The sequence below is a fragment of the Pseudomonas sp. BO3-4 genome (genome assembly GCF_034044115.1).
GTDB lineage: Bacteria > Pseudomonadota > Gammaproteobacteria > Pseudomonadales > Pseudomonadaceae > Aquipseudomonas > Aquipseudomonas alloputida.
This window is the reverse complement of record NZ_CP139018.1, coordinates 621210-639212: the sequence shown is the minus strand read 5'-3', so window position 1 is coordinate 639212 and position 18003 is coordinate 621210. Positions and strand designations below refer to the sequence as shown.

Sequence of the window (18003 nt, the reverse complement as noted above, 5' to 3'; positions counted from 1 at the left end):
CAGCTACGACAAAATCCATTCCACGCACGCCTTTTTTCCGATGCCAACCGCACTCCCCCGCACGTTCCCGTCTATCTTCATTTAAGGAAACCTGACTGACCGGGTAGAAGTGTTCAACATTTGGGAAAGGCGACCTGCCAATGCAAAGCATTGTTCTCCTGCTGTGGCTTGCCTTGTGCTCCGAACAGGATGTGCGTCAACGCCAGATCTCCAACGTGCTGACCCTGGGGGCGGCTGGCTGCGCCCTGGCCTGGCTGTTCAGCACCGGTCACAGCTGGATAGGCGCCGAAGCCAGCGAGGCCGGTTGGGCGCTGGCCATCGTCATGCTGCTGACCCTGCCAGGCTACATGCTCGGCCGCTTCGGCGCCGACGACGTCAAGCTCATGGGCGCCCTGGCCTTGGCCACCAGCCCGCAATATGTGCTCGGCACCTTCATTGGCGCGGGTGTCACTGTACTGGTCTGGCTACTGACCCGCCGCCGCCTGTGGACGCTGCTCAACCCCAAGGTAAAGAAGCGTTTGCAGGCCCTGACCGAAGAAATGGGCGACAAGCAGGCGTTCGTGCCCTATGTGTTATCAGGTTTTCTTCTAACGGCCGTATGGATCCAATAAGCCTTCCAGTGGTCCGATAACCTGTACACGCCTTGTACATATTCGCTGAGTGCGACTACTTTTAAGCTGCCAGAGCGTCTGGCACGGGAGCAGGGCCGTATAAGAACAGGGAGTTGATCGTGTCCAGATCAGTGAGTGAAGTAAAGGTGTTGGTGGTTGATGACCAACCGGTCATTGTCGAACAGCTGAGTGAATTCCTTCAAACCAAGGGCTATACCTGCGTTACAGCCCTCTCAACCGACGAAGCCATTGAGCACTATGTGGCAGACCCGACCATCGGCTTGCTCATCTGTGACCTGCACATGCCAGATCGGGATGGCATCGAGCTGGTGCGCGCCTTGAAGGAAATCAACGGCAGCCAGCGCACGTTCGAAGCCATCATGTTGACAGGGCGGGCCGAGAAACAGGACTTGATCCGGGCGATACGCGAAGGTTTTGCCGATTACTACCAGAAGCCGATGGACCTTGATGAACTGCTGGCAGGCGTCCGTCGGCAAGAAGCGGCTTTGCTGGAGCGCCAGCGCAACCTCCGTGACCTGGGTGGGCTGAACCAGCGCCTGCAGGAACTGGCCGAGTCGGTGGACGAACTGTATCAGGACCTGGAAAAAGCCCGTGGCCAAGGCACCCACCGGCGTGCCAGTGATGCAGAAGAAAGCGAAAGCGAGCTGCCAGCAGCGTTCGAGAAACTGTCACCACGCCAGCTGGAAGTAGCGCGCCTGGTAGGCAAGGGCAAGACCAATTACCAGATCGCCTGCGAACTGGGCATTACCGAAAACACCGTGAAGCTGTATGTGTCTCAGGTATTGCGTTTGACGCATATGCACAACCGCACCCAGCTGGCTCTGGCGCTGACCCCCAGCTCGTCACCCGTGCACCAGCGGTTCACGACCCATTGAGTGAAGGCTCGGCTTACCATCTGGAGCGGCTTCGTGCTGCAAAGGCTGCTCCTGCAAGCCCATAGTTGCCTGCTACAACTGGATCGCCAGGTTCAACGACAGCCGAGGCCCACGGTCCAGGCTATCCAGCGCCACATCCGCCAACGGCTTGGCCACTTCCAGCGCCACATTGAACACATGCCCACCCCCTAACCGCACACCCAGCGCCACCGACGCCAGATGGGCGTCCTCCACCGGTCCCCGGTTGTGCAAGGCCTGAGCGGTATCCACCACCGCATAGGGCTGAACCCGCGCAAGCCAGCGACTGCGCACGCTGTAGTTGAGCTCGTAAGCCACACCCCAGCCCTTGTCACCGTCCGCCTGATCGCGCGGGTAACCGCGCCCGAAATGCTGCCCGCCAAACCCCGCACGCTCGCTGTCGGGCAATCGATCATCACTCCAGTACAACGCCCCGGACACCACCCCCTGCCCGTTTTCCAACAGGGTGTCGCTCTGCAAACCGGAAAGCCGCAAGCGCAGGAAGTCGAGATCGTAGTCAGCATCGCTGCGCGCCCCCAGGTAGTCCAGCCCCTGATGGACCCCGGCACTGACGATACGCAAACGCCCCTGCTCCACCTTGCGCCAGTCACCTTCGAATGACAGCGCCCGCACATAGGTGTCGTACTTGCGAGACGATGGCTGCTCGGCCATCCGGTCTTCATCATGCTCACTGACCGAGTACACGTGCCCCTGCACCGCCAGCCACTCATTCGGCCTGACAACCACCGGCTGACGCAGGCCGATCGCATAGCGCTCACTGTCGTGCTCGCGGGTGATATCGCGGCCATCGTTCAAACGTATGCGCGTGCCGGGCTCGCTGCGGTAGCGCGACGCCGACAGCAGCAGTTGGCTACCGGCGGCGTCCAGGTACTGGCTGTAATCGAGACGCTGGTAGTAGACCCGGTCATTGCCAGGGGGCAGCAGCCAGCTGGCCCTGACACGTTCGCCATGGCGGGTCTGGGCATTGCTGGCTACGGTGATCAGGGCCTGTGCAGCATCACGGCTGGAGTCGGCCACGCTCACAGCGGCGCTGAGCGGCTTGCGCCGTGCATGCACGGTCAGCTGGGCGACACCATCGGCAGCCCGCGCCATTGCCAGTTCGGCCTCTACCACGACCCCTGGCATGCGCGTAGCCAGGCCCAGATAGCGCTCCAGCGTTTCGCGGGTCAGTGGGCGCTCGGCCTCAATGCGCGCCAGCAGCTGCTGCAAATACTCGCTGGCCGGCCCAATATCGCCGTCCACGCGGTAATCACGTACGTAACCTTCGACCAGCACCACGTTGACCCTGCCATCGGCCACATCCTGAGGAGGCAGGTAGGCATACGACAGCAAGTAGCCCTCCTGCCGGTAGCGTTGGGTCAGGCGCTGGGTGTATTGCTGCAATTCACCCACCGTGGTTTCGCGCCCGATCAGCGGCTGATAGTGTTCGCGCAGGTCGCCCAGGGGGAACACCGTGCCGCCCTCGAAGCGCACTTTATGCAGTACCAGCCGGGTGTTGGCCGGGGCCCAGTCGGGGTTGTCGATAGCCGCCCCGGCCAGCCGTATGTGGGGGCTCACAGGGGAGTAGTCCGTCATCGGCAGGTTGGCGCTGGGCAGACGCCGCTCGTACTCATGGCTGTCGAGAAACCCCGGCAACGGCTCGGCGTGGGCAGCAAGTGCCCAAAGCAGCAACATCAGGGGCACAACCAGAGGACGCATAGGGCACTCCATGTTCCCATGGGTTGCGGGGCGCCAGCCGGTCACACCCGTCACTTGCAAGCGTAGGTGCTGGCCCGGCTGTCGTCGAACACCTACTCACTGACCTGGAACGCCACCCGCGCCGTCTGACCGCTTTCGTCCAGCGCGCTGAGTTCGGCCTGCCCCACCTGTGGCAAACGCAGCAACAGGCTGTCCTGCCCCTGGGTTTCACCCAACGTCTGGCCGTTGAGGAACCACCAGCGCCGTCCACCACCCCCCAAGGCAGAGACCTGCAATTGCAACGGCTCAGTGCTGGTGGCCGGGCGGCGCAGATTGTCGCCTGGGCGCACGCCGACAATCGACAGCGGTGGTGCACTGGCCGGCGCCTGCGGCGGGCAGGCCGGGTCGATGGCCGGCAAACGTGCCATGCGCCGCTCGACACGGGGTAGCCAAGGCTCCAGCGGTGCCGGCCACAGGGCGATGTCACGCGCCTTGGCGCCCGGGCAGCTACCATCCACCCGCAAGCCCTGCTCGTTGACCCACACTTTTTCGCGCAAGCCCAGGCCCAGCGGCTGGTCGGCTGCCTGCAAGGTGGGTGGCGTGGTGCCGTCCAGGGTCCATGCAAAGCGCTGACGCCGACAGTTGGTGTCCTGCTTGCTCATCGGCTGGCCCAGCGGCCAACAGATCGCCGCAACGCCGATATTCGCAGGTACCGGCGCTACCGGGACGCTGATGCCGCGTTGGCTGTCGCGATTGCTCAACAGATCGTGCACCTGCAACATCAGCGGCGCCGCCGACGCCAGGCCGAACTGCCCAGGCACCGGTGTACCGTCGGGGCGGCCAATCCATACGCCGATCAGGTAACGCGGCCCCACGCCAATCGACCAGGCATCGCGAAAGCCGTAGCTGGTGCCGGTTTTCCAGGCCAGTAGCGGGCGCTGCACCAGTTCGGCGTGCGGGTCGCGGTCCGGGCGCGCCTGGCCACTGAGGATACGCCGGATGATCCACGCCGCCCCCGGTGACAGCAACCGGTGCTCCACCAAGGGGGCCTGTGGCTGCAAGCGCACCTGCGCACTGTTGCCACCCCGCGCCAGCGCCGCGTAGCCGCCGACCAGTTCCTCCAGCCGGCTGCCGGCACCGCCCAGGATCAACGACAGGTTGGGCTCGGCAAGGGGTGGCAGTATCAACGGCATGCCCGCCATGCGCAGTTGTGCGGCAAAGCGTTTCGGGCCGTAGGCCTCCAGCAATTGCACGGCGGGCAGGTTGAGCGACAGGGCCAGCGCCGAGCTGGCCGACACCGGCCCGCTGAACCCCATGGAGAAGTTGCCAGGGCGATAGTCGCCATAGCGTCGTGGAACATCCTGCAACAGCGATTCGGAATGGATCAGGCCATCGTCCAGCGCCATACCGTAAAGAAACGGCTTGAGGGTCGAGCCGGGCGAACGTAACGAGCGCACCATGTCGACATGGCCAAAGCGGCGCTCATCAGACAAATCTATCGAGCCCAGGTACGCGCGCACCGCCATGCTCTGCGCTTCGACCACCAGAATGGCGGCCGAGGTACGCTCCGGCAGCCGTGCGCGCCAGCCCAGCAGCAAGTCTTCGAGGCGCCGCTGAAGCGCAGCGTCAAGCGTGGTACGGATCAGCGGCGGGCTGTCAGCGCTGTTCAGGCGCCGGGCCAACAATGGCGCCAGGGCCGGCTCCTGGCGTGGCGCCAACACCAGCGGCTCCTCGGCCGCCTCGCGAATTTGCTGGGCCGGCCATACCTGGTACTCAGCCAGACGCTGCAGCACCTTGTCCCGGGCACGCTGGGCACGCTCGGGGTGGCGGTCCGGGCGCAGCCGGCTGGGTGCCTGGGGCAGCACGGCCAGCAGTGCCGCTTCGGCAGGTGTCAGGTGCAGGGGCGACTTGCCCAGGTACGCCCAGCTGGCTGCCGCCACGCCCTGAAGCGTGCCGCCGAAAGGTGCGCGGTTCAGGTAGATCTGCAGGATGTCGCGCTTGGACAAGTGCCATTCCAGCTGCAAGGTGCGCCATAGCTGGCGCAGTTTGCCGACCAGGGTACGGTCGTGCGGGTCGAGCAGGCGTGCCACCTGCATCGACAATGTGCTGCCGCCCGACACAACACGCCCGCCGCGCAGGTTCAGCCAGGCCGCGCGGACCAATGCCAGCGGGTTGACCCCTGGGTGGTTGTAGAACCAACGGTCCTCATAAGTCAGCAAAGCCTGCAGGTAAAGCGGCGAAACCTCTTCAGGGCTTACGGGGTAGCGCCACACGCCATCAGCATCGGCAAAGCGCCACAAGGGTGTGCCGTCTTCGGCCAGCACTACCCGGGCCAGGTCATCACCCGGCAGCGGCAGCGGCAGCGGCCAGATACGATCAGCCAGCCAGAACAGGCTGCCGAGCACCAGCAGACTGATCAGCGTGGCACGCAACAACCTGCCCGCACGGCACCGTGGTCGCGCTAAGCTTGGCATCGGGAACCGACCTGGCCAGGTAATGGCCAAAGGCTTTGGGACGACAACCTCGCCGATTTTTTCATCAGGAAGCAACTATGCATGTAGAAGGTTTTTTCGAGTGGCTGGGCCAGGCACTGGGGTCGTTGATCCGCTTCATCGTCGACGCATTGAGCGGGTTGTTCAACCTGCTGGCCAATGCCGGTGGCAACTTCATCGATGGCCTGGCGCGCACCTTGGGCATGGACACTTCGCTGCTGAGCATCCTGGCCCTGATCATCGGCCTGATGCTGCTGTACTCGGCAATCCGCGCATTCATGCGCGCCTCGATCATCCTCGGAATCATCTGGCTGGTGCTGGGGCTGTGGGTGATGAGCTGGGTGATCCACTGATCTGCGCGGTCTTTGTGGGAGCGGCCTTGCGTCGCGACAGGGCTGCACAGCAGCCCCAGGCTTTCAGCTTCGCCGCTTGAATTGTCGGGGCCGCTTTGCGGCCCTATCGCGACGCAAGGCCGCTCCCACATTGTCCGCGTAGAGCGGGCCTCTAGCGGGCCTTCACCGTCATCTCCCCTTGCCCATCGCCCACGGCCTGCAGGTTCGGCCGATACATCGACTCGACCTGCGGCGGCGGCACGCGGTAGGTGCCCGGGGTCACTGCTCGCGCCAGGTACAGCAGGTGGGTGGTGCCATAGCCGTCAAGCTTGAGCGCGGCAACATAACGGTCATCACGGTACTCCTGATGCACCACGCTGGCATTCTGCATCGACTCGCGCCACGCCTTCACTGCACTGCTGGCGTTGTCCAGGCTGGCGGCGCTTTGAGCCAGGTTCTGGTTTTCCAGCTCCAGGCCGGCCGGCAGCAGGTCCACCACCAACGCATCCGGCACGCGGTCCTCAGCTTTGAGCGCCAGGTGCACCAGCACAAGGTCGCCACTGCGCAGGTTGTGCAGGTCCAGCGGCTGGCCATTCATGCCCAGGTACTCTCTGTGAATCTGCAGGCCGTTGCCGCCAGCAGCAGGTGCCTGTCGTGGGTAGCCGGACAAGGTCAGTTGCTGGTACAGCGTCTCGTTGCCTTCATTCTGCACGCTCAGAGGCGAGGCCAGTAACGGGCCTTCCAGCTTCATACCGGCCTCGGCATTGTTCAACTCGCGCACTTCACCCGCGCTGTCCAGGCGTGCCTGCCACTGGCCTTCCGGCTTGCCCAGCAGGCCACGGCCAGCGAGGAACAGTGCATTGCGCTCTTGGGTCGACAGCCAACGGTTGGCCGCCAGTTCATCCGACAAGGCGAACAGGCGCTGATCGACCTGGCTGCTGGCCAGGTTGCTTTCCTGCAGCAGCGCCAGGATCAGTGCCTGGTCACGCAGGGCGCTGCCATAATCGGCCAGCCAGCCTTTGCCACGGCTGATGCCCAGGCCCGCCTGCAAGGCTTGCTCGGCACGCGGTTTGTCGCCCATTTTGTCCAGCGCCACTGCCAGTTGTACCAGCGGCAGACCGGAGCGGGCATCAGCGCGACGTTCGAACAGCCCGCGCAGGGCACCCAACGGCGCCTGCTGGCTGCGCGACAGCACCAGCGCCGCGTAGGCCTGCACCGCAAAGCGCGTGTGGTCGGCATTTTCGCTGTAGTCCACTTCGATCAGGTTGCGTTCCTGCAGGTAACGCAGCAGGCGCTCACTGGCCTTCTTCAATGCCTCGGCGGGTACGCCATACCCTTGGTCACGGGCACGCAGCAGGAAGTCAGTCACATAGGCGGTCAGCCAGTACTCTTCCTCGCTGTCCGAACTCCACAGGCCAAAGCTGCCGTTGTAGCGCTGCATCCCCAGCAGGTGCTCGATGCCCATTTCGATCTTGCGTTTGCGCACATCCGCCGGCTCGCCCTTGATGCCAAGGCGCTTGAGGCTGTCGGCATCGGCGTACAGCGAGGGGTACAGGCCGCTGGTGGTCTGTTCGAGGCAGCCGTAGGGGTAGGCTTGCAGCGCGCGAATCTGCTCGGCAAGGTTCAGCGGCGGCCGGCTCGACAAGGCCAGGCTGGCTTCCAGGCCTGCGGGTTCGAAGGCGGCCAGGTCTGCTTCGGGCAGAGTCCACGGCTGGTCCTTCAAGGCCACACGGTAGTGCTTGAGCATTGCCGGGTAGGCCGGGCGCACGCCCAGCGTCCACTCACGTTCGAACGCATTGACCGGCTCGTTCGGCAGTTGCAGGCCCGTCACCCGGACATGCACCTTGCCCTGCCCCAGCCCCCCCTGGGCCTGCACCGGAATCATCAGCGTCGAGCGCTGCCCTTCGGCCAGGTTAACGCTCTGCACGGCATTGGCCGCCAGGCTCAGTTGCCCATCCGTGGTGATTTCGACGCTCAGTTGCTGGGCGCGGCCGGACAGGTTGGCCAGGTCCAGTGCCAGGCTGGTACGGTCGCCACCGGCCAGGAAGCGCGGGGCCGAAAGCTCGGCAATCAACGGCGCGGCGACCACGGTCTTGCCTTCGGCCATGCCGAAGTGCTCTTCGGTCCAGGCCTGCGCCATCAGCCGCAGTTCACCGTTGAAGTCGGGGATGTCGACCGTGGCCTGGCCCTCACCCTTGTCGTCCAGCGTCACCGGCAGGCTCTGCTGGGCGACGATGGTTACCGTAGTGTTGGGTCGCTTGCCCCCCTTGGCCATCGCTGCGTCACCACCGAACGCCAGGCTGGCCAGGCGGCCTTGGCCGGCCTCTATCAACTGGCCGTAGATGTCCAGTTGATCGGCACCATAGGCCTTGCGCCCGAACAGGCTGGCGAACGGGTCGGGGGTTTTGAAATCGGTGATGTTGAGGATGCCCACGTCCACCGCCGACAACAACACATGCACCTGCTTGGGCACACTGCCATCGGCGTTGGCGGCCTTTACTTTCACTGTCAAAGGCTGTTTCGGGCGCATTTTTTCCGGCGCCTGCAGGCTCAGCGCAAGCTTGCGCTCGGCGCGGTCCAGCGGCAGGTGCAGCACGCCCACGGCGCGCTTGGGCGTGGCATTGGCCTTGCGCTCACCAGGGCGGATAACCAGCGCGCTGATGTACAGGTCGTGACGGGCCCAGGCCTTGTCCAGTTGCACGTCAAAGGTCTTGCCCTCGGCGGGCACATCGATCTCCTGCCACCACAGCGGGCCATCGCTGGACCCGATCATCAGGTAGCCGCTGCCCGCAGCGGGCGGGGTGACGGTGACCTTGGCAGTAGCGCCATCGGTGTAGGAGGGTTTGTCCAGCGCCAGCTTGACCTGGTCCGGCCGCACCGCGCCGCCCTCAGCGTTGTCCTGGGCACGGTAGCCGGCCCAGAAGCGCTCACTGGACACCAGACCGGTCTGCGGGTCTTCGACCTCGACGCGGTACGGGCCCCACTCAACCTGGAAGCTGAGTTTGGCGGTGGAACCTGCCTTGACGCTGATCGTCTCTTCGTTCTGGGTCAGGAACTTCTCGTTGTAGGCGTAGCTCCAGCCGTCGCTTTGCGAGTAATTCCAGTAGTAATCGCGGCGTTCGCGAACAAGGCGCACCTTGAGCGCGTCGGCCGCCAGTTTGTTACCGTCGCGGTCGGCCACCAGGAATTCGAATTCCACGGGCCCGTCGCTATCGGTCTCCTCACCTTCGAACAGGCCTCGCAGGCCCGGCAGGCGCTCAGCCGGCCAGATAGGCTGCTCCAGGCGCCGGGTGATCGGCCGGCCACCCGACTCCTGCAGGCTGGCCTGCACGGTCAGTTGCAGCGGAGAGCGGGCTTCGGCCCAACGGCTTTCGATATCGACCACCGCCTTGCCGGCCTGGTCAAGGGTGACTTCGTCCAGTTCCAGGTCCTGGTTCAGATCGGTTTCGGTGACCGAGCCGAACTGGTAGCCAGGCAACGCCGGTACTGCCTCGCGCAGCGGGCGTACATAGGCCTGACCGCTCAGGCGGTTGCCGGCGGCCGGCGCACCATAGAGGTAACGGCCATTGACCTGGATACGCGCATCTTCATCCGGCGAAAGCGGTGTGTTGCTGCCCTTGAGCTCCAGCGCCAGGCGCTCGGGCAGGAAGTCTTCAACGAGGAATTCATAGACCTGCTTGCGCCCGCCACCCAGGTCGAGCAGCAGTTGCCAACGGCCAGTCGGGGCCTCGGTGGCCAGTTGCAACTGGTATTGGTACAAGCCATTGCTGTCGGCTTCCCAGACGAACTTGCGGCTCACCTGTTCATCCGGGCGACGCACTTCCACGCTCACCGGCTGGGCTTTGACCGGCTTGCCGTCCTGGTCGCGCAGCAGGCCGTTGAGCAGCACCGTCTCACCCGGGCGGTACAGGTCACGCGGGCCGAAGATGAAGAACTGCAGGGGGTTGGCCTGAGGCCCGGTGATGTCGAATTCGGCCAGGTCCAGGGCTGCGGTGTTCAGGCGCAGCAGCGTGGTATGCACGCCCTGGGTGGCGATCAGGGTATCGGCCTTGGGCGTGATCGGCAGCTGGGCATGCCCCTTGCCATCGCTGGTGGCCTGGGCCAGCAGCTTGCCCTTTTCGTCATGGATTTCCAGGTTGACGCCGCTCAGCGCCTTGCCGCCTTCCAGGGCTTGAGCAAACACGTCAATGCGGTCGCGGTAGCGGTGGGCCGACACGCCGATGTCGCTGAGGGTGAACAGGGTTGCCGGCTGAGAATAATCGTAGGTACCCGAGGCGCGCATCACTGCCAGGTACACGCCTGGCGCCTGCAACGGCTTGATGCCGGCAATCGGCAGCAACACGGTCTCGCGCGTGTTGCGCGCCGGGTTTAGATCGAAGCGGCCGCTGTAGACCAGCTCGGCCATGTCCAGGGTTTCCTTGGACTGGTAGTAGTACAGGCTGCTGTTGCGTCCCCAGTTGGCCAGGAAGGTCGAGAGCATGTCTGGCTTGACGCGGAAGAACTCGACATCCACTTTGTCGACGTTCAGAGCAATCACCGGCAGGCCTTCTGCCAGGCGGGTAGGCAGCAGCGAGCCGCGGCTGGCAAAGCCGATGGTCGGCTGCATGTCGCGGGTTTCCAGGCGGGTGATCGACTCGCTGTCCAGCTGCTTGCCGTTGACTGCCAGCAGCCCCTTGTCGACGGTCAGCACCAGCTTGCGCTGCGGCTCCAGGTGGCGCAGGCGCAGCTCCATCTGGTTGTCGGAGAGTTCCCAGGCGCCATCTAGCTTACCCTTGACGGTGTCGACCAGGTGCACCTTGGTAGCGAAGTCCTGCTTGGCATCCAGCGGTGCTGAGAAGCTGATCGACAGCGTTGCCGCGCCATCGAGCTGCACTTCCGACACGTCCAGCACCGTGAGTTCGCGGCCCTCGTAGCGCTTGGCGAGCACGGCCGGGTCCTCACGCTTGGGGGCGGGGGTTTCGGCGGGCGCGGGCGCCACGGTTTTCTCGACCGGCGCCGGTTTGCCCGACGTGGAAGAGTCACAGGCACTGAGCAACGCCAGCGCGCAGGCCAGCAACAATCCTTTGTTGAACATGAGATAGGAACTCTTGGGCAGCGTGTACGTGAGGGCAGCAACTATAGCGCAACGTCAGGTGCAGCACCCGGCGTTGCGCGCCAGGTCAGACCATGGTCGCGCTAAATGGTTGCCTGGTCGTTACACTGTGGCCATTCGTTAAAGGGGCCGCATGGCGTCCCTTCGCGGGCTTGCCCGCTCCCACAGGTTTGGCGCCGGCCGCAAGAGCAACACTTTCCTGTGGGAGCGAGCAAGCCCGCGAAGGGGCACACAGCGGCCCCAAAATCTCATGGAATGCACATGCCCCAACTCGCTGCCGACTGGCGCCACCGCCCCACCCACCGCAAGGTCTGGGCGCTGGCCGCGCCGATGATCCTGTCCAACATCTCGGTACCGCTGGTGGCGCTGGTCGACAGCACGGTCATCGGTCATCTCCCGCACGCCCACCAACTGGGCGCCGTGGCCGTGGGCGCCACCTTGTTCACCTTCATGGTCGGCCTGATGGGCTTCCTGCGCATGGGGTCCACCGGCTTCGCTGCCCAGGCCGCCGGCCGTGGCGACGGTGCAGCGCTACGCCAGGTACTGATGCAAGGGCTGCTGCTGGCGGTCGGCTTCGCCCTGTTGATCGGCCTGCTGGCCCTGCCCTTCAGCCAGCTCGCACTCCATGCGATGCAACCCAGCGCAGCCCTGCAGCAATCCACCGAAGACTTCTTCCATACCCGCCTGCTTGGCCTGCCTGCGGCGCTGGCCAGTTACGCGCTGGTCGGCTGGTTCCTCGGCACCCAGAACGCCAGGGCGCCACTGGCCATCCTGCTGACCACCAACCTGCTGAACATCGCCTTGAACCTGTGGTTCGTGCTGGGCCTGGACTGGGGTGTACTGGGCTCGGCGCGGGCGTCGGTAATTGCCGAATGGAGTGCCGCCCTGCTCGGTTTGGCCCTGACCCGCCCGGCCCTGCGGGCTTACCCGGGGCAGATCGTGTGGGCAGCGCTCAAGCGCTGGCAGGCCTGGAGGCCACTGCTGGCGGTGAACCGCGACATATTCCTGCGCAGCCTGGCGCTGCAACTGGTGTTCCTGCTGATTACCGTGCAGGGCGCGCGTCTGGGCGAAGCGACCGTGGCGGCCAACGCCCTGTTGCTCAATGGCCTGCTACTGACGGCCTATGCGCTGGATGGGCTGGCCCATGCGGTGGAGGCCTTGTGCGGCCATGCCATTGGTGCCCGTGACCGCGACACCTTGCGCCGCTCGCTGGTGGTCGCTTGTGGTTGGTCACTGATCACCAGCGTGGGGTTTGCCGGGCTGTTCCTGCTGGGTGGACACCTGTTCATCGACTTGCAGACCGACATCGACAGTGTGCGGGCGGCGGCTTATCCGTATTTGCCCTACCTGGCGTTGCTGCCGCTGATCGCGGTGTGGAGTTACTTGCTGGATGGGTTGTTCATCGGCGCGACCCGGGCGCGGGAAATGCGTAATGCAATGCTGGTTTCGGTGTTGATTGCGCTGCCGGTGGCACTGGCCATGAGCGGGTTGGGCAACCATGGGTTGTGGATGGCGTTTCTTGGGTTCATGGGGTTGCGGGCGGTGACGTTGGGGTGGGTTGGATGGAAACTGAAACTGGAGGGCAAGTGGGTCACAGGGCCCGGAAACACAATATGAAAAATATGCTCGATTGACTGCTTCCAAGCCTCAGGCCGATAAAGGCAGAACCCATGGAGGGGGCTCACACCAACGGCCTATGAGCAAGGAGCCATCATGTACCCTCCACCCGCGCCATCAGGTGTCTCAGTACTTAGCAACATGCACGCTGCAAGCAAAGAGCGTAACTACTTTAAAAATGGCGGCAGTGCTTTTCTAGTGTCGTGGTTCTATTCGAAGGTTCGTAATCGAGGCGAGTGGGATTACAAGCAACAGGGAAGGCAATATGAGGCTTTAGGTAATTTCAATTATGGTGCAACTGGAACTGCTGCTGGCCTTTCGGAGGAATTCCTGTTGAGGGGGGCGGGATGGGCACAGAGCCGCGCGGGGACCAGTAATTCAGCATTTGGATCATGGTGGGGCAGCTCCCCTTATGGCGACGACCCCGAGGATCAGGAATGGATCAAAAAAGGGATCGAATATGCCAAGTCATACGGGTATTAGATGGCTGATTGCTTGCCTGCTTCTGCTTATCCTCGGTCAAACCCTATGGATCTTCTCCAGAGATGCAAGGCCTGTGTTGACCAAGATTGTTTCTGAAACTCCAATTGGCAAGCAGAGTGCCATTTATGAGGTGCTCAGCGATGCTGGTGGGGCGACAGTGCCGCTGACCTACTTGTACTTTGTGGCTGAAAAACAACAGCACGATGATCGGGTCTTGAAGGGCCTTGAAAGGCTGACGCCTTTCCTGGTCACTCGCCAATCGGGCGCCGTGCTGCACGTGGAGGGCCTGAAAATAACGGCGCGGACTGAGGAGCAGGTCTATAGCTATTCGAGTACCACTCTTCTCGAAGAGGGTGGCGCAGTATTGCCCATTACAATCGAACTCACCGCGACGGCTCACCGAGAGTGATAGTCAAAGGGGCCGCGCAACGGCCCCTTTGCATTTCAGGAGGACAGGTACGAAGACCGGGTCAAGCCCAGGCGCAAGGCATCCAGATACTGGGTCCGCTCACGCGCAGTGATCTTGGCGCTGGCGACCTTGTCGCGGTAATGCGTCATCAACTCTTCCGGCGACAGGTGCACGTAGCGCAGCATGTCTTCGATGGTGTCGTGGGTTTCGATACCGGCGTGGTACACGCTGCCGTCGGCATTCTGGTAGATGTTCACCGAGTCGGTGTCACCGAACAGGTTGTGCATGTCACCCAGGATTTCCTGGTAGGCACCCACCAGGAACACGCCCAGCAGGTAATCTTCGCCTTCCTTCACCGCATGCACCGGCATGCTGGTTTCGATGCTCTGCTCGTCAACGTACTGGTTGATCTTGCCGTCGGAATCGCAAGTCAGGTCCTGCAATACCGCACGCCGCATCGGCTCTTCGTCCAGGCGGTGCAGCGGGATGATCGGCAGGACCTGGCCGATGGCCCAGGTGTCTGGCAGGCTCTGGAACACCGAGAAGTTGCAGATGTACTTGTCGGCCAGCTTGTCGTTCAGCTCGTCCAGCACCTGGCGGTGCGAGCGCTGGCGGGCTTTCAGCGAGTTGTGCAGGCGGCGGCACACGGCGAAATAGCACTGCTCGGCCAAGGCCTTCTCACCCAGGCTGATCTTGCCATCAGCGTACTGCGCGGCCACATCACCCATGTAGTGGGTGGCGCGCCAGTAGGTCTCGGTGACCATCTCGATGTCGGTCGGGCCAAGCAGGTCGACCAGCCACTGCACGGTCTCGGGCAGGGCTTCCTTGTTCTCGATGGTCGGTACGTCGTCATTGTGTTTCTCGACATCGGTGACCTGGATCACCAGCATGGCGTGGTGCGCGGTCAGCGAACGGCCACTCTCCGAGAAGATGTGCGGGTGCGGCAGGCCCTGTGCGTCGCAGAACTCCTTGAGCATGCCCACCACCACGCCGGCGTAGTCGTCCATGTCGTAGTTGATCGAGCTGGCATTGCGCGAGTGAGTGCCGTCGTAGTCCACACCCAGGCCGCCACCCACGTCGATGTGGTCGACCGGCAGGCCCAGCGCACGCAGTTCGCCGTAATAACGGATGGCTTCCTTGAAACCGTGCTGGTAGTCAGCCAGGTTGGCGATCTGCGAACCCATGTGGAAGTGCAGCAGGCGGATGCCCTGATCCAGGCCCGCATCGCGGAAGCGCTGCACCACCGAAAGCAACTGAGCGGCGGACAAACCGAACTTGGACTTCTCGCCACCGGTGTCGGCCCACTTGCTCGAGGCCAACGACGACAGGCGAACGCGCAGGCCAACCTGTGGTTTCACCTTGAGCTCGGCGGCCTCTTCGATCACCAGGGCCACTTCCGACTCTTTCTCGATGACGATGAACACATTGTGGCCAAGCTTCTGGCCCATCAGTGCCAGGCGAATGAACTCACGGTCCTTGTAGCCGTTGCAGACGATGGTGCCGCCCTTCGGCGCCAGCGCCAGCACTGCCAGCAACTCGGGTTTGGAGCCGGCTTCCAGGCCGATGGAAACGTTTTGCGTGGCGATGATGTTTTCCACCACCGCTTCCTGCTGGTTGACCTTGATCGGGTACAGCGCGGTGTACTGGCTCTGGTATTCCAGGCGCGCGATGTTGGCGTCGAAGGCACCGGTCAGCTGGCGCACACGGTCCTGCAGAATGTCAGGGAAGCGCACCAGCAAGGGCAGCGACAAGCCGCTCTGGCGCAGTTCGTCGACCTGTTCGAACAGGTCGATCGGAGCGCTTTGAGGGCCGTTGGGGCGTACTTCGACGCGCCCGGCTTCATTGATGGCGAAATAGCCAGCGCCCCAATGGCGGATGCCATAAACGCTGCGGCTGTCGGCCACGGTCCATTGGCTACCATCGTCTTTGCGTGTGCGTCGTACGGACATTCAAGTCCCCTATAGATAAGTCGAAGACACTGCCCGCAGGCAGCGGGGCGAGTGTAAAAGCTGAAAATGACGATTCATCCGTGCTCAGGCATAGACTCTGACCACGGGAACGAGTTTAGAAAGCGCTGGGCAAAAAATCGTGCGATGGCCTCAGCCGCCGGACTTTTTCGCCTTGAAACCCTGTTTGGTCAGCTCGCCGATCAACAGCTCGACATGGTCGCCCTGGATCTCGATAACCCCGTCCTTCAGGGCGCCGCCGGTACCGCAGCGGCGCTTGAGCGTGGTCGCCAGCTCCTTGAGCTGGTCGGGCGGCAGCGGCACGCCGGTGACAGTGGTCACGGTCTTGCCGCCACGGCCTTTGCTTTCGCGGCGCACGCGGGCAATGCCGTCGCCTTCGGGGATGATTTGCTGCTTGCAGGTGCAGGCGTCCACCGGCTGGCCACAGTCGGGGCAGTGCCGACCGGCGTCGGTGGAGTACACGAGACCGCCAAGGGCGGAAAAAGAAGAAGCTTTCTTGGCCACTTTTGTTCCTCGGTGCTGAGGACAAAAACTGGTCGTGCCTTGGGGTTGAGGCCGACCGCGAAGCCCCACTCTGGCAGGGGCGGCGCTACTGCTGCAAGAATTGCGGCAGCCCGAAAAGGGCGCGCAGTGTAACGATAAATACGCCGGTTGTGTAGGAGCGGGTTTACCCGCGAACAAGGGCAAAGCCCTTGCCCTGCGAAACGGGTGTCTGGGCCGGTATTTCGCGGGCAAACCCGAGCCTACAAAGTGGCCTTGTAGCGCTGCAACGCCGCCAACGAGTCCGGGCAATAAGGCTTGCTCAGGCTTTCCTGCTCAGCCTGTTCCAGACCGATGAAGCGCGCCTCGATCACCTCTTCCGGCTGCAACCGCAACGGTGCATCCGACACCGCCGAATACACCGCACACCACAAGCGGTTATCCGGCTGGTCGAAGTAGAACCGCTCGTGAAAGCGCAGCTCGGCGCCCTCGATGCCCAGCTCTTCGGCCAGCTCGCGCGCGGCCGACTCGGCATACGCTTCCCCGGCCGTGACCATGCCGCCCGCCGCCACATCCCAATACCCGGGGTACAGCGCCTTGCTCAGGGTACGCCGGTGTACACACAATTCACCGGCACTGTTGAACAGCAGAATGAACGTGCAGCGGCCAATCAGGCCACGCTCGCGCAGCTCGGCACGGGGCAAGGCGCCCAGTACCTGGTCGGTTTCGTCCACCCAGGTGACCAGCTCGCGGTCGGAAGCCGCCCGATGGGCGGCCTCGGTTGGGCTGATAGCCATCATCAACCCTGCGACAGCAGCTGACGCAGATCGATAACCGCAGCGTTGGCCCGGGAAATGTAGTTGGCCATGACCAACGAGTGGTTGGCCCACATGCCGAAGCCACTGCCGTTGAGCACCATCGGGCTCCACAGCGGCTCTTGCGAGGCCTCCAGCTCACGGATGATCTGACGCACGCTGACGGTGGCATTCTTCTTCGCCAGCACGTCGGCGAAGTCCACCTCGATAGCACGCAGCAGATGCGACAGCGCCCAGGCTTGGCCACGGGCTTCATAGAACACGTTGTCGATCTGCAGCCATGGGGTTTCCACCAGCTCCTCATCCACCTGCGGCGCCTGGCCGGCAACGACCGACTCGGTCTTCAGCGTGGTGTTGAGCTTGACCCGGCCAACGCTGGCCGACAGGCGCTGCGACAGCGAGCCCAGACGGGTGGCCACGTCACCCAGCCAGTTGTTCAGGTTGTCGGCGCGGGTATAGAAGATAGCGCCCTTGTCGCCGGCAGCCAGACGGGTCTGGTAGCGGGTCAGCGACTTGATGCCCTCTTCGAACTCCGACTCGCTCGATGGCAGGATCCAGCTCTTGTTGTCGAAGTTGAAGCGCGGCTCGGCCTTGGCCAGGTCGGCGTCTTCGGTGGACTGCGACTGCGAACGGGCGAAGTCTTTACGCAGGGCACGGGACAGGTCGCGGACCTGGACCAGCACGCCATATTCCCAGCTTGGCATGTTGTCCATCCACAGCCCTGGCGGGAAGCGGTCGTTGGAAATGTAGCCGCCCGGCTTGTTCAGCAAGGTGCCGGCCACGGTCTTGAGGGTTTCGACGGTGGTATAGCCCACCACCATCTGCTGGCCAGTACGTTCGGCTGCGGCCTGGGCGTTTTGCTGCACCGGGAACAGAGCAGGCTCCTGGCTCCAGTACCAGCCCAGGCCGATACACACCAGCAGGTACAACCCGATCAGGGTCCCCAGGGCACGGCTCCAAAGGCCGCCAAGGTAGCTACGGGCGGCAGCGCCGCGCCCGTCGACACGCTCACGGGGCTCGGCTTTGGCCTCGCGGTTTTTCCAGTCCAGCATGGCTTTGTCCTTAATCAGTCACGACGGTTCAGGGGCTTTGA

Annotated in this window: 13 protein-coding genes; 6 read left to right on the top strand and 7 right to left on the bottom strand. The window is 63.4% G+C overall.

Going from position 1 to position 18003, the window contains the following annotated elements; all coding sequences use genetic code 11:
- Positions 1–140 precede the first annotated feature (140 nt).
- Both REH59_RS02890 and REH59_RS02885 read left to right on the top strand, forming a co-directional pair.
- Positions 141–611 carry an A24 family peptidase gene (locus tag REH59_RS02890; RefSeq protein ID WP_010951848.1) on the top strand — a complete coding sequence of 157 codons (471 nt, stop codon included), beginning with the start codon at positions 141–143 and terminating at the stop codon, positions 609–611.
- A 119-nt stretch (positions 612–730) separates the two neighbouring features.
- Entirely contained in the window at positions 731–1507 is a 777-nt protein-coding gene (locus tag REH59_RS02885) for a response regulator transcription factor (RefSeq protein WP_128573933.1), read from the top strand.
- A gap of 72 nt (positions 1508–1579) precedes the next feature.
- On the opposite strand, the gene REH59_RS02880 is transcribed toward REH59_RS02885, so the two are convergent.
- A complete protein-coding gene (locus tag REH59_RS02880; protein WP_128573760.1) occupies positions 1580–3244 on the bottom strand; it encodes a ShlB/FhaC/HecB family hemolysin secretion/activation protein in 1665 nt (554 codons plus the stop codon).
- 92 nt (positions 3245–3336) lie between these two features.
- Positions 3337–5697, bottom strand: coding sequence for a peptidoglycan glycosyltransferase PbpC (gene pbpC, locus REH59_RS02875; RefSeq protein ID WP_320450384.1), 2361 nt, complete (start codon positions 5695–5697; stop codon positions 3337–3339).
- 77 nt (positions 5698–5774) lie between these two features.
- Between pbpC and REH59_RS02870 the strand changes: the two genes are divergently transcribed.
- Positions 5775–6068, top strand: coding sequence for a hypothetical protein (locus REH59_RS02870; RefSeq protein ID WP_012270337.1), 294 nt, complete (start codon positions 5775–5777; stop codon positions 6066–6068).
- A gap of 151 nt (positions 6069–6219) precedes the next feature.
- Here REH59_RS02870 and REH59_RS02865 read toward each other — a convergent pair whose 3' ends face one another.
- Entirely contained in the window at positions 6220–11121 is a 4902-nt protein-coding gene (locus tag REH59_RS02865; RefSeq protein WP_265536591.1) for an alpha-2-macroglobulin family protein, read from the bottom strand.
- Between the two features lie 279 nt (positions 11122–11400).
- Between REH59_RS02865 and REH59_RS02860 the strand changes: the two genes are divergently transcribed.
- The 3 genes from REH59_RS02860 (at position 11401) to REH59_RS02850 (ending at position 13648) form a co-directional block, all read left to right on the top strand.
- Complete coding sequence (locus REH59_RS02860) at positions 11401–12756, top strand: MATE family efflux transporter (RefSeq protein WP_014861036.1); 1356 nt, start codon at positions 11401–11403, stop codon at positions 12754–12756.
- 96 nt (positions 12757–12852) lie between these two features.
- On the top strand, positions 12853–13239 hold the full coding sequence (locus REH59_RS02855) for a polymorphic toxin type 44 domain-containing protein (protein WP_172402827.1): 387 nt from the start codon (positions 12853–12855) through the stop codon (positions 13237–13239).
- 76 nt (positions 13240–13315) lie between these two features.
- A complete protein-coding gene (locus tag REH59_RS02850; RefSeq protein ID WP_014861035.1) occupies positions 13316–13648 on the top strand; it encodes a hypothetical protein in 333 nt (110 codons plus the stop codon).
- Positions 13649–13683: 35 nt separating this feature from the next.
- On the opposite strand, the gene speA is transcribed toward REH59_RS02850, so the two are convergent.
- The 4 genes from speA to REH59_RS02830 form a co-directional block, all read right to left on the bottom strand.
- The gene (speA, locus tag REH59_RS02845) at positions 13684–15597 is read right to left on the bottom strand and encodes an arginine decarboxylase (protein WP_003255317.1); all 1914 of its coding nucleotides are present in this window, start codon (positions 15595–15597) and stop codon (positions 13684–13686) included.
- Positions 15598–15747: 150 nt separating this feature from the next.
- On the bottom strand, positions 15748–16119 hold the full coding sequence (locus REH59_RS02840) for a translation initiation factor Sui1 (protein ID WP_003255318.1): 372 nt from the start codon (positions 16117–16119) through the stop codon (positions 15748–15750).
- Positions 16120–16358: 239 nt separating this feature from the next.
- Complete coding sequence (locus REH59_RS02835) at positions 16359–16892, bottom strand: NUDIX hydrolase (protein ID WP_003255319.1); 534 nt, start codon at positions 16890–16892, stop codon at positions 16359–16361.
- A gap of 2 nt (positions 16893–16894) precedes the next feature.
- On the bottom strand, positions 16895–17962 hold the full coding sequence (locus REH59_RS02830) for a DUF2333 family protein (RefSeq protein WP_003255321.1): 1068 nt from the start codon (positions 17960–17962) through the stop codon (positions 16895–16897).
- Between the last annotated feature and the right edge of the window lie 41 nt (positions 17963–18003).